Raw genomic sequence first — 12,733 nt, forward strand, 5'->3', positions numbered from 1 at the left:
ATCCATCCATCGCCGCGTTTATGCTGCGAATCGATTAGGTAATACTGTTTTAAGTAAATTAGCATTGCTACGCAACAATGTCTCAGTAGTTTGCCAATTTATACAAGAATCGGTTACCGATACCCCATAAGCCAGTTCTGACAGAGGCTTATTACTGGATTGATTACCTTCATTTAAGTGACTTTCAAGCATCACCCCAATAATTGAACGGTTACCTGCATGTATTTGTTTAAATACATCCTCGCAAACTAGTGTCTGTCTTGTATAGTCTTTTGATGAATTGCCATGACTACAATCAATAATCAATCTGGCATTTAATTTGGCTTGATGTAACTGCGCTTCACACTCTGCCACACTGTCAGCATCATAATTAGGTGTTTTGCCACCACGTAAAATCACATGGCCATCGGGGTTACCTGCAGTTTGCAGTAATGACACTTGCCCTTGCTGGTTAATGCCCATAAAGCGGTGACTGCTTGCCGCAGATTGCAGTGCATTAATCGCCACTCCAAGTTTACCGTCAGTGCCGTTTTTAAATCCTACTGGCATGGATAAGCCAGATGCCATTTCACGGTGAGTTTGCGACTCTGTGGTTCTGGCACCTATGGCCGACCAAGTCACCAGCTCTGACATATATTGTGGGCTAATGGGGTCTAACGCTTCAGTCGCTACCGGCAGCTCGAGCTCTGCAAGCCAAATCATCAACTCACGCGCCATTCTCAGTCCCTTTTCAACATCGAATGACTCGTCCATATCAGGATCGTTGATAAGGCCTTTCCAACCTACTGTCGTGCGTGGTTTTTCAAAGTAAACCCTCATCAAGATATAAAACTCATCACTGAGATCATCATGTAATTTTTTAAGCTTTAGGGCGTATTCTTTGGCAGCATCGATATCGTGAATAGAACATGGGCCAGTAACGATTAATACTCGATTGTCACGTTTGTGGACAATATCGGCAACGGTTTTACGTGCGTCAAGAATGTACTGATAAGCGTGATCAGACAGCGGCAATGCTTTTTTTAATTCTGCTGGGGTGACCAGTACTTTCTCTGAACTAATATGAACGTTATTAATCGTATCTTGCTGCATGATATTTCTCACTTCTTAAAAAATTATTTCTGTCTTGGGGCTATCGCGTAAACCATGACTGCACTAACTGACCTTACCAAAAAGTAACACCGTACCGCTACACCATTACAAGGTTGAGCTAACTATGCCTTGGATTAAGCCACTAATCAACCACTAAATTTAATTTTCTCCAAAAACACAAAAACCCGCCATAAAGGCGGGCTATTGTGCGAACACTGCATCTAATTTTTTTAAGCGGGTAACTAGTCTTACTTAGTTGCCAACTTTTCACGGATACGTGCAGATTTACCTGAACGATCACGTAAGTAGTAAAGCTTAGCACGACGAACACGACCGCGACGCTTAACTTCGATGCTAGCTACTAGTTTACTGTGCGTTTGGAAACCACGCTCAACACCTTCGCCATTAGAGATTTTACGTACTGTAAATGCAGAATGAAGACCACGGTTACGCTTAGCGATAACCACACCTTCAAACGCTTGAAGACGTTCTTTGTTGCCTTCAACTACACGTACCTTAACTACTACTGTATCACCAGCACCAAATTCAGGTACATCTGTTTTCATTTGCTCTTCGTTGAGCATTTTAATGATGTTGTTCATAACTTACTCCGTTCTAGAAATAACTGGGCTTATGACTACACAGGTTTGTCTAAATTTTTGACAAACTCCGCTAAAAGAGTCTTTTGTTCGCCAGTCAGAGCTAGATTTTCAAATAATTCTGGTCGTCTTAAAAAAGTCCTACCAAGACTTTGTTGCAACCGCCAGAGTCTAATTTTTTTGTGGTCACCGCTTAAAAGCACTGCTGGTACACCGACACCATCTAAAGTTTCAGGGCGTGTATAGTGTGGACAATCCAATAAGCCATCAGAGAAAGAGTCTTGCTCTGCTGACGCTTGCTTACCTAGTACACCAGGTACTAACCTTGCAACTGAATCAATTAAGGTCATCGCCGGTAATTCTCCGCCCGAAAGCACATAATCACCAATTGACCACTCTTCATCAATTTCAGATTGAATAATACGTTCGTCAACACCTTCGTATCGACCACATACCAACACTAAACTTGTTGATTTACTTAACTCAGAAACGCCTTGCTGATCCAGCTTACGTCCCTGAGGTGATAAATAAATCACCTTTGCACCGTCACCTGCCGCAGCTTTCGCTGCATGAATAGCATCGCGTAACGGTTGCACCATCATCAACATGCCTGGACCACCACCGTAAGGTCGGTCATCAACAGTGTTATGTCGATCATAGGTGAAATCACGAGGATTCCACGTTTGCAACTCTAACAGGCCGTTTTTAACGGCTCGACCCGTGACTCCAAAGTCTGTAACGGCACGAAACATCTCAGGAAACAGGGTTACTACCCCTAACCGCATATGATGTACCTCGACTTAAAAGTCTGGATCCCAATCCACTAATATCTGTTTGCTTTGCAAGTTCACCTCAAGGACGAACTGCTCAGGGACAAAGGGAATCATTCGTTCCGCTTTGCCAAAAGCATCTTTTACGTTAGCTTTAACAAGGAGTACGTCGTTCGATCCTGTTTCCACGATCTGATCAACTTCACCCATGTTGTAACCTTTGGTGTTAGTCACAGTACAACCAATCAAATCTCGCCAGTAGAATTCATCTTCTGACAAGTTTTTCATTTGGTCTGACTGAATGGCAATCTCACAATTTGTAAGTGCTTGCGCATCCTCTCGTGTATTTACGCCTTCTAAGCAAGCCACGAGTGCTTTACCTTGAAAACGCCACTGAGAGACCTTAACCTCACGCCATTCACCTTGTTCTTTTATGTACCAAGGGGAATATTCAAAAATACCTTCAACAGAATCGGTATAAGAGGTGATTTTCATCCAACCTTTAATACCATGACTAGAACCTATTTTGCCTAGTACGATGGGTTGTTGATTACTACTCATCTTTATACCTTAACGCTATTAAGCAACAGCTTTACGAGCGTCTTTGATCAATTTTGCTACGCGATCTGAAGTTGCAGCACCAGTTGCAACCCAATGATCAACACGATCTAAATCTAAACGTAAAGTTTCTTCTTGACCTTTAGCTAAAGGGTTGAAAAAACCAACACGTTCGATGAAACGACCGTCACGTGCATTGCGGCTATCTGCTACAACGATACTGTAAAATGGACGCTTTTTTGCGCCGCCACGAGCTAAACGAATGGTAACCATGCGTTTTATTCCTCTAATGATTTGCTAGAAGCAAAAATAAAAAACTGGGACTCCGTGTTCGCGAAGGGCCCCAGTAGAAAGCCGGAAGATTTTACCTGACTTTTCAACTATTGCAACCAAATCCGACGATTTTTACATCGAAGGCTAATGCCTGCAATAGGTCAAAATAAATCTAACCGGCGGTATTTGAATAGATATCCATGAAAAACTTAGGCATTAACGTCCTGGAAACTTCATTCCCGGAGGCATCATACCGCCCATACTGCGCATCATTTTTTTCATGCCACCTTTACCTGACATTTTTTTCATCATTTTTTGCATTTGAGTAAACTGCTTCAAAAGACGATTAACATCCTGAATTTGAGTGCCAGAACCTAAGGCAATACGACGTTTTCGTGAACCTTTAATGATATCAGGACGCTTGCGCTCACCTGGTGTCATTGAATTAATAATAGCTTCCATTTGGCCGGTCATCTTGCCATCTTGAACTTGGGCTAACGCTTCGGGTGGTAATTGGCCTACACCTGGCAGCTTTTCAATCATGTTCATCATGCCGCCCATATTCTTCATTTGCAGCAGTTGTTCGCGAAAATCCTCTAAATCAAAGCCGCCACCTGATTTCACTTTTGAAGCAAGCTTCATGGCTTTGTCTTTATCAACGCCACGTTCTACTTCTTCAATGAGTGAAAGCACATCGCCCATACCAAGAATACGTGAAGCAATACGCTCAGGGTGGAATGGCTCAAGGGCATCAATTTTTTCACCGACACCTAAGAATTTAATCGGTTTTCCAGTAATATTACGAATCGATAACGCCGCGCCGCCACGTGCATCACCATCAATCTTTGTCAGGATCACACCGGTTAACGGTAATGCTTCATTAAATGATTTTGCAGTATTAGCTGCATCTTGGCCAGTCATAGCATCGACAACAAAGAGCGTCTCTACAGGATTAACGGCTGCATGAAGGTCTTTAATTTCATCCATCATCGCTTCATCAACATGCAAGCGACCTGCAGTATCGACAATCACAACATCAATGAACTTAAGCTTGGCATGGGCAATCGCGGCAGTAGCAATATCTACTGGCTTTTGGCTCACATCCGATGGGAAAAACTCAACTTCTACTTCGGTGGCTAAGGTTTCTAGCTGTTTGATCGCTGCAGGGCGATAAACATCGGCACTCACTACCAGTACTGATTTCTTTTCGCGTTCACGTAAAAATTTAGCCAGTTTGGCAACACTGGTGGTTTTACCCGCACCTTGTAAACCTGCCATCATTAATACTGCTGGCGGTTGACTAGCGAGGTCTAAGGCTTCATTGGCCTCACCCATTGCAATTTCAAGTTCATTTTGGACAATTTTAATGAATGCTTGTCCTGGACTTAAACTTTTTGACACCTCTTGACCAACAGCGCGTTCTTTTACACTGTTAACAAATTGGCGTACCACTGGCAAAGCAACATCAGCCTCAAGCAGCGCCATGCGCACTTCACGTAAGGTATCTTTAATGTTGTCTTCGGTTAAGCGACCACGACCACTAATATTCTTGAGGGTGCGTGACAGTCTGTCAGATAGATTCTCAAACATGCGCTGCTGTATACCTTAAACGATTCCATAATTGGCGCCCATTATACCCAAACTACTTCAAGATGCGACATCAGCCTGCGCTATCAGATTTGATATTCATCATCTTTCGTAAAGAATTTGCAGTTAAATGATGGAAACTGTTAAATTTTGAGTCTTAGGTCACTCCACTATTGGGGGGCGTTCGTGTTAATCTTAACTAACTAAAGATGTGCTGATTTTATATTGTAAAAAACAACGGCACTCATAACTTGATAGGTTTATTCCAGATGGTCATTTTCCCAGCTTCGGCGATGTTGTTTTATTGCATTGCACTTATTTTAGTGACAAGCCGACTTTTCCACGTAGAAGGTCCCAATCGCAAGCTCGTTGCTATCTTTGCATCCATTGCCGTTGTGCTTCATGGCATTGCATTATCACAAACCATTTTTACCGCTGATGGGCAAAACTTTAGTTTAACCAATGTGATTTCACTGGTTAATTGGATTATTGCCTTTAGCTTTACCATTATCATGCACCGCTTAAAAGTGATTGTTGTGGTGCCTGTGGTTTATGCTTGCTCAGTTATTTCGGTTGCTGTGCTGTGGCTCATCCCCCCTCAATACATCATCCACTTTGATGTTCACCCAGAAATCCTAGCACATATTGTATTATCGCTTATGGCCTACAGTGCCTTGATGATTGCAGCTTTGTACGCTATTCAGTTGTGGCTAATCCAAAATAAATTGAAAAACAAGAAAACCATGATGAGCCCCGGCATGCCGCCATTAATGACAGTTGAAAAACAGCTGTACCATTTGGTGACTATCGGAGTGATGCTACTAACATTATCACTGGCGACAGGGTTTATCTTCTTGGAAGATATGTTTGAAGATGGCAAAGGTCACAAGGCTATTTTATCAATTATGGCCTGGGTGGTTTACTGTGTGATGCTTTGGCAGCATTACAGCATCGGTTGTCGTGTTCGTACAGCTGTAATATATACCTTATCTGGGGCAACGTTACTTTCTCTGGCTTATTTTGGCGCACGAATCGTTACTGAAATTATTTTACGATAACCGTATATTTGGTTGAATAGTATTAACCAAGCTTGACACTCATGACGAATGATTGATACTCATCATTCGTCTTTTTTTTACTACAATAACTGGAGCCATTTTTGGACGCTATTTCTACCAGCGCACTCCTCTTCTCTCTGTTGGTGTTAATTTGTATCTCAGCCTATTTTTCGGGTAGTGAGACCGCCATGATGACCTTAAATCGCTATCGCTTACGTCATTTAGCAGCTAGCGGCCACAAAGGTGCTATTCGTGCACTAAAAATGTTAGAGCGACCCGACCGCTTAATCGGCCTGATTTTAATTGGTAATAATCTGGTTAATATCTTAGCCTCTGCTATAGCAACCATTATTGGCATGCGCTTATTTGGTGACATGGGCGTAGCTATTGCCACAGGTGTTTTGACTTTGGTGGTTCTCATCTTTGCCGAGGTCACCCCAAAAACCATTGCCGCCTTACACCCTGAACGTATTGCCTTTCCGTCAAGCTTGCTATTAAAAGCCTTACTGTCGATATTATGGCCGCTAGTGAAAGTAATTAACTTAATCACTTCTGGTTTTTTACGGGTATTAGGAATTAAAAATGTCAGTGTTAATGATGCCCTTAGTCAAGAAGAATTACGCACGGTTGTTCATGAAGCTGGGGCATTGATCCCGCAGCGACATCAAGAAATGCTTTTGTCGATTCTAGATTTAGAAAAAGTCACGGTTGAAGACATTATGATCCCGCGCTCAGACATTTATGCCATTAACGTTAATGACGAATTCAAACTGATTAATAAACAGGTGACTCAAAGCCCGCACACACGAGTGTTAGTGTATCGCGATAATATCGATGATGCCGTCGGTTTTATCCACCTGCGTGATGCCTTAAGACTGCAGTCAAAAGAAGAATTTAGTAAGTCGACATTATTAAGAGCCGTAAAAGAATTGTACTTCATTCCAGAAGGCACGCCGTTAACGGTACAACTGTCTAACTTTCAGCAGAATAAAGAACGTTTTGGCTTAGTAGTGGATGAATATGGTGATATTCAAGGTTTGGTGACGTTAGAAGATATTCTTGAAGAAATTGTCGGTGATTTCACCACTTCAATGATCACCACTGCCAGTGAAGATATTGATATTCAACAAGATGGCAGTTTCATTATCGAAGCCAGCATCACCATACGTGACTTAAATAAAGAAATGAAATGGGATTTTGCCATCGATGGACCTAAAACCTTAAATGGGTTGATCATCGAACACCTTGAAGAGATACCATCAGCCAGTACTCGCCTTAAAATAGGCCGCTATGACATTGAGGTTTTAGAGGTATCAGATAACATGATTAAAACGGTAAAAGTCATACCGGATGCTGCGCTTACTGAAGTTGAGCAGGATGACTAACATTAGTTAGTTTTAAGCTATTAAAAAGCTAAAAAGGCGCATTGAGCGCCTTTTTTAATACCAAAAATTCAATCAAACTTATGCGGTTTGACGCTTTTTAGCCTCTAACGCTCTGCGTTTATCCCGCGCTATTGGGGTGATTTCTTCTTCAAGTTCTTTGCCAAAGCCAAGCATAAAATACAACTCTGCCATTAAAAAAAACGGCCCTATCAAAAGTTGATTTAAATCGTCAATAAAAGCTGGTTTGGCTTTTTCGTATTTATGGCCGATAAACTGAATCGCCCAACCAACAACAAATACAGCAATGGCCACAAGCCAGCCCGCCCCATGCTGCGCTGCCAGCGTAGTGGTGATAAGCACTGGAACAATAAAAATCGTTAATCCTAACGCTAAACCTTTATGCAAGATGAAGTAGTAAATTAAAGTACCGATAGCAAACGCGGATGCCACATTCACATTGATATACAAATTTGGCAAAGACAGCAAATTCACCGGTATAAAATTTAACATCAAAAATACTGACCAGATAATCAGCGGTACGCCGATGAAATGGGTGCGAATATTATTCGGGTTTAAGTGCACACTTTTATAAGTTGCTAACTGCTCGACCGCTGATTTCATATCACCACCTTTAGTTGTTAGTTTTTTGTGAGTAATGGTTAACTCACGTTAACTTACCCTATCGATATCAGCAAACTCAAGTTTCGCCCTAAAAAGACTCAACCACAAAAAAAGCGCATTAAGCGCCTTTAGATATTTAATATTAACAATTTCAGTCACTAAGACTCAATAATCACAGTTGCAACGGCATAATGCTGCTCATCAGCAATAGTAATATGGCCGCGGGTTGCGCCAAGTTGCTCAAGCCTTGCTAATGCACCATCAGTAAAGCTAATTAGTGGCGCACCATTGTCATCATTACTGATATGAATATGCTGAAATGAAACTCCGCGGCCAATACCAGTGCCTAAGGCTTTCGCTGCGGCTTCTTTTGCAGCAAAACGTTTTGCTAGGTATCGATGGGCTATTTTTGAAGATTGGTAAATTTCAAGCTCTGTAGGCGTGAGTACACGCTTAGCTAACTTATCCCCTAAACGGGCATATTGCAGCTCAATGCGGTTTATCTCAATAATGTCTGTACCAATACCCACAATGGCCATTATTCGCCTCTACGCCCTTCTAGCATTAATGTTTTCATATCTTTTACTGCAGTCGCTAAACCGTCAATGGCTGCTCTAGCGATAACAGCATGCCCAATATTTAACTCATACAACTCAGGGATAGCTGCAATAGCTTTGACGTTATGGTAATGCAATCCATGTCCTGCATTAACAATCAAGCCTTTACTGTGAGCATATTTGGCCATTTCAGTAATGCGCGCCAACTCTATAGCCTGCTCAGCATCCGTTTCAGCATCGGCATAACAACCGGTATGGATTTCAATATAAGGTGCGCCCGATGCTACAGCAGCATCTATTTGGCTTTTGTCGGCATCAATAAATAAAGATACCTTGATGCCTTCTGCAGCTAACGTCGTGACAGCTTGAGTGATTTTATCAAGTTGACCTGCCACATCTAAGCCACCTTCTGTGGTCAGCTCTTCACGCTTTTCTGGCACTAGGCAGGCATAGGCGGGCTTGACTTCACAGGCTATCGCAATCATTTCATCGGTAACGGCAAACTCAAAATTCATCCGCGTTTTAAGGGTTTTAGCCAACAAATACACATCACGGTCTTGTATATGGCGGCGATCTTCTCGTAAATGAATAGTGATGCCATCTGCGCCAGCATGTTCTGCAACCGCTGCGGCATGGATAGGATCAGGGTAACTGGTTCCACGAGCTTGACGAAGAGTGGCAATGTGATCGATGTTAATTCCTAATAAAATTCCACTCATTGTGGCTCCTTAATTGGCAAAACTGACTCGCTAACTAGCAAATCTAAAAAGTAATATTACAAACTAGTGGGCCTATTCTAATGTAAACCACTGGCTGCTCATATATTAAAAAGTTATTGTTTAATAAATAACTTACGGCTAAGTAATGGCTTACCGCCTAATAGCGGCGTTAACAGATAGCGCATGAGCCCTTTGGCTTGATTTAGGTGCTCTGGGGTTAATTGTTTTTGCTTGAGCTGAATGAGCATCTCACCAGCGAGCAAGTTACGACTGCTTGTAAAATGCTCTGATGCGGCTTGATTTACGACAGCAAAACCGGCATCAGTAACAAAACGATAGCTGCAACCTGCCATGATCATCTCACCTAAGGTGTCGTAGTCCAGTGATGGCAAAGCACCTAATTCTAAAAGTAGCTCCATCTCAAAATAGCGTAAATGACTGGAACTAAATTGCTGCGCCAAGCCCATTAAACTGCGGTGATAATGCAGGAATAACCCTTCAGCATGTTGGCCTGAATTAAGTACCCTAACCAGCAGCTCATTAAGATACATAGCAGAATATAAACTTTCAGCTTTAAGGGGTAATGCCGGCGCTGCGGGTTCAACTTGGGTAATAAATTTAAGCGAAGAATCAGTAGAGCCTGATTTGCTATTGAACTGGAATATCAGCGGCTGAAATGGCTGAATGATACTTTTAAGGGATTTTTTTCCGCTACCTACTCTGACTAAGGCATCGACCCTTCCTACATCATCAACTAACAGGTTAACGATCACACTGGATTCTCTGTATGGTCGATGATGTAGTATGTACCCCCTTAACATAACAGGGTTACACAGTCGCTAAAGTCGGTATTAAGTAAAGCATCGGCTTAGTCTTCACCATAGCCTAAGCTTCGTAAAGCACGTTCGTCATCTGCCCAGCCTGACTTAACCTTAACCCAAACTTCTAAGAAAACTTTATTATCAAACAAGGTTTCCATATCAAGTCGAGCTTGGGTGGCGATAGTGCGGATACGCTCACCTTTATTACCGATAACCATACGTTTTTGGCCCGTACGCTCGACCAAAATCAAAGCGTTGATTTGATAAACGCCGTTTTCCATCATTTTGAACTGTTCAATCTCAACGGTGGCATCATAAGGCAATTCATCACCTAAGAAGCGCATTAGCTTTTCACGGACAATTTCTGATGCCATAAAGCGTTGCGAACGGTCAGTGACGTAATCTTCTGGGAAATAAAATCCAGCTTCAGGTAACGACTCACTGGCTAAATCTAAAATTCGTTGAATATTCGTGCCTTTAGTAGCCGAGATAGGCAGAATTTCATCAAATTTAAACTTAGCAGATAACTTTTCAAGATAAGGGAATAAAGACTCTTTATCTTTAATATTATCGACTTTATTGATAGCTAAAACCGTTTTACGCTGACCACTGCCTTGCTCTAATTTCTTGAGCACCATCTCATCATCTTCAGTCCACGTCATGCCATCAACCACAAACACAACCATGCAGACATCAGCAAGCGAACTTGCTGCAGCACGGTTCATGAGGCGGTTAATCGCACGCTTTTCTTCAATATGTAAGCCTGGAGTATCAACAAAAACAATTTGCCTAGCTTCATCGGTATGGATACCCATAATGCGATGACGAGTGGTTTGCGGTTTTTTAGAGGTAATACTGACCTTCTGCCCAAGTAACTTGTTCAGTAAGGTCGATTTACCCACATTAGGGCGGCCGACAATAGCAACCATGCCACAATAGGTGATCTCGTATTTTGCTGTAGCGGCTGGCGCAGCGCCATTCATCCTTGCCAATAATTCATCTAAACTCGGCTCAACTGGTGAGTTCTCTGGCAAGTCTGTTTTTTTGGTCATTTATTAATAAGCTCCAATACCTGAGCGGCAGCTAGCTGCTCAGCTTTTCTTCTTGAAGTACTGACGCCTGTCACTACTTTATTGATTTCTGCTACGCGACATTCAACTGTAAATGTCTGGTCATGGGCCTCACCTTTTACATCAACAACATGGTATTCAGGTAAGGGCTTTTTATAACCTTGCAGATATTCTTGTAAAATCGTTTTCGGATCTTTTTGATTGATGCCAGGTTTGATTTCAGCCAAACGCTGCTGGTACCAGGTCAGTAATAACTTACGACAGGTCTCTATGTCAGCATCTAAATAAATCGCCCCGATAATTGCTTCAACCGCATCAGCTAAAATAGACTCACGTCTAAATCCACCACTTTTAAGCTCGCCAGGGCCTAAGTAGAGGTAATCGCCTAGCTTAAATTCTTTTGCGATAACCGTTAAGGTTTCACCTTTGACTAAGGTGGAACGCATACGGCTTAAATCACCTTCAGTAGCCTTAGGGAACTGATGATAAAGGGCATCAGAAATAATGATTGATAAAATCGAGTCACCTAGAAACTCTAGGCGCTCATTATGTTTTGATGCAGCACTACGATGAGTTAATGCCTGAGTTAATAAATCAACATTAGTAAACTCATAACCCAGCGTACGACACAGTCGCGGTAAGTTTTTAATTGGTTCCATTACTTGATCGCACCTACTCTGTCAAAACGCACCCCGGTTGGTACCCATGTTGGTAACCAACTACTTGCAGGTCGTTCAAATTCAAAACTAATCCAAATCGCTACCGCTTTACCTACTAAGTTAGCTTCAGGGACAAAGCCCCAAAAGCGGCTATCAGTGCTGTTGTCACGGTTATCACCAATGGCAAAGTACTGACCTTCTGGCACAATAAATTCACCCACTGCCGTACCCGGTTGCTCAAAGAAATGTGAGCTAAAATCAGGGCGAGATGGGTTGATTAAAATATCATGTTCTACATCAGTTAACTGCTCGGTATAGCGAGATAACGACACACCTTCATGGGTAAACTCACCACGATTAACTGGCGTTAGCTTAATTGCTTTTGCTGGCGGACAATTTGTTGCTGCATCACATTTAGGCTGAATAAGAAATTGCTTATTTTGGTAAATAATACGGTCACCGGGTAAACCAACCACTCTTTTAATATAGTCTATTTCAGGCTGCTTAGGATATTTGAACACAAACACATCGCCACGCTCAGGCTCACCTGTTTCAATTAGCTTGCTGCGAAAGACGGGGTCACGTAAACCATAACTGAATTTTTCTACCAGAATAAAATCACCTACCAGTAAAGTCGGTTTCATTGAGCCTGATGGTATTTGAAATGGCTCATAAATAAATGAACGCAATATCAATACAAATGCGATAACCGGAAAAATTGAATGGGCAAATTCAACCAAGGTTGATTCACGCGTAATGCTGTATTTTGCATCATCACTCAAATCAGGTTGCTTTGCTTCTGCAAGGGCTAAGCTTTCACGACGTTTAGGGGCAAATATCGTTGCATCGATTAACCAAATTAACCCACTCACAAGGGTTATTATGGTTAAAATAAGAGAAAAATGGGCTGCCATTGAAATTTAAGCTCCTGCCTTTAACACTTTCAAATAATAGTTTAATGAAT

General features: G+C 42.0%; 15 protein-coding genes. 2 read left to right on the plus strand and 13 right to left on the minus strand.

The genetic code is table 11. The annotated features are described in order from the left end of the window. Positions 1-18: 18 nt before the first annotated feature. The 6 genes from BCU57_RS11120 to ffh all read right to left on the minus strand — a co-directional run bounded on the left by BCU57_RS11120 (position 19) and on the right by ffh (position 4,882). Positions 19-1,092 carry a 3-deoxy-7-phosphoheptulonate synthase gene (locus BCU57_RS11120; protein WP_076542582.1) on the minus strand — a complete coding sequence of 358 codons (1,074 nt, stop codon included), beginning with the start codon at positions 1,090-1,092 and terminating at the stop codon, positions 19-21. 248 nt (positions 1,093-1,340) lie between these two features. Continuing rightward, positions 1,341-1,694 (minus strand): 50S ribosomal protein L19, encoded by a 354-nt coding sequence (gene rplS / locus BCU57_RS11125; RefSeq protein WP_076542580.1) that lies wholly within the window; start codon positions 1,692-1,694, stop codon positions 1,341-1,343. Between the two features lie 35 nt (positions 1,695-1,729). Further along, positions 1,730-2,476 (minus strand): tRNA (guanosine(37)-N1)-methyltransferase TrmD, encoded by a 747-nt coding sequence (gene trmD / locus BCU57_RS11130; RefSeq protein WP_102439224.1) that lies wholly within the window; start codon positions 2,474-2,476, stop codon positions 1,730-1,732. A gap of 15 nt (positions 2,477-2,491) precedes the next feature. Continuing rightward, positions 2,492-3,022, minus strand: coding sequence for a ribosome maturation factor RimM (rimM, locus tag BCU57_RS11135; protein WP_076542574.1), 531 nt, complete (start codon positions 3,020-3,022; stop codon positions 2,492-2,494). 18 nt (positions 3,023-3,040) lie between these two features. Further along, positions 3,041-3,292 (minus strand): 30S ribosomal protein S16, encoded by a 252-nt coding sequence (rpsP, locus tag BCU57_RS11140; protein ID WP_102439225.1) that lies wholly within the window; start codon positions 3,290-3,292, stop codon positions 3,041-3,043. Positions 3,293-3,508: 216 nt separating this feature from the next. Continuing rightward, positions 3,509-4,882: a signal recognition particle protein gene (gene ffh / locus BCU57_RS11145; RefSeq protein WP_102439226.1), complete on the minus strand. Its 1,374-nt coding sequence runs from the start codon at positions 4,880-4,882 to the stop codon at positions 3,509-3,511. A gap of 266 nt (positions 4,883-5,148) precedes the next feature. Between ffh and BCU57_RS11150 the strand changes: the two genes are divergently transcribed. Together BCU57_RS11150 and BCU57_RS11155 are read left to right on the plus strand one after the other, a co-directional pair. Further along, positions 5,149-5,937, plus strand: a complete 789-nt coding sequence (locus tag BCU57_RS11150; protein WP_102439227.1) for an inner membrane protein YpjD — start codon at positions 5,149-5,151, stop codon at positions 5,935-5,937. Between the two features lie 101 nt (positions 5,938-6,038). Next, positions 6,039-7,322 carry an HlyC/CorC family transporter gene (locus tag BCU57_RS11155; protein WP_102439228.1) on the plus strand — a complete coding sequence of 428 codons (1,284 nt, stop codon included), beginning with the start codon at positions 6,039-6,041 and terminating at the stop codon, positions 7,320-7,322. A 78-nt stretch (positions 7,323-7,400) separates the two neighbouring features. Here the strand turns inward: BCU57_RS11155 and BCU57_RS11160 are convergent, their stop codons facing one another. The 7 genes from BCU57_RS11160 to lepB form a co-directional block, all read right to left on the minus strand. After that, a complete protein-coding gene (locus BCU57_RS11160; RefSeq protein WP_102439229.1) occupies positions 7,401-7,943 on the minus strand; it encodes a DUF962 domain-containing protein in 543 nt (180 codons plus the stop codon). A 158-nt stretch (positions 7,944-8,101) separates the two neighbouring features. Further along, on the minus strand, positions 8,102-8,482 hold the full coding sequence (acpS, locus tag BCU57_RS11165; RefSeq protein ID WP_102439230.1) for a holo-ACP synthase: 381 nt from the start codon (positions 8,480-8,482) through the stop codon (positions 8,102-8,104). Beyond that, on the minus strand, positions 8,482-9,219 hold the full coding sequence (pdxJ, locus tag BCU57_RS11170; protein ID WP_102439231.1) for a pyridoxine 5'-phosphate synthase: 738 nt from the start codon (positions 9,217-9,219) through the stop codon (positions 8,482-8,484). The genes acpS and pdxJ overlap by 1 nt, the downstream gene beginning before the upstream one ends. A gap of 113 nt (positions 9,220-9,332) precedes the next feature. Further along, on the minus strand, positions 9,333-10,040 hold the full coding sequence (recO, locus tag BCU57_RS11175; protein WP_102439232.1) for a DNA repair protein RecO: 708 nt from the start codon (positions 10,038-10,040) through the stop codon (positions 9,333-9,335). Positions 10,041-10,087: 47 nt separating this feature from the next. Then, positions 10,088-11,092 (minus strand): GTPase Era, encoded by a 1,005-nt coding sequence (era, locus tag BCU57_RS11180; RefSeq protein WP_102439233.1) that lies wholly within the window; start codon positions 11,090-11,092, stop codon positions 10,088-10,090. Continuing rightward, on the minus strand, positions 11,089-11,769 hold the full coding sequence (gene rnc, locus BCU57_RS11185) for a ribonuclease III (RefSeq protein WP_102439234.1): 681 nt from the start codon (positions 11,767-11,769) through the stop codon (positions 11,089-11,091). The genes era and rnc overlap by 4 nt, the downstream gene beginning before the upstream one ends. Then, the gene (lepB, locus tag BCU57_RS11190; protein WP_102439235.1) at positions 11,769-12,683 is read right to left on the minus strand and encodes a signal peptidase I; all 915 of its coding nucleotides are present in this window, start codon (positions 12,681-12,683) and stop codon (positions 11,769-11,771) included. Before lepB ends, rnc begins: the two co-directional genes overlap by 1 nt. Positions 12,684-12,733: the final 50 nt, after the last annotated feature.

It is taken from the genome of Shewanella sp. 10N.286.48.B5 (assembly GCF_002874355.2).
GTDB lineage: Bacteria > Pseudomonadota > Gammaproteobacteria > Enterobacterales > Shewanellaceae > Shewanella.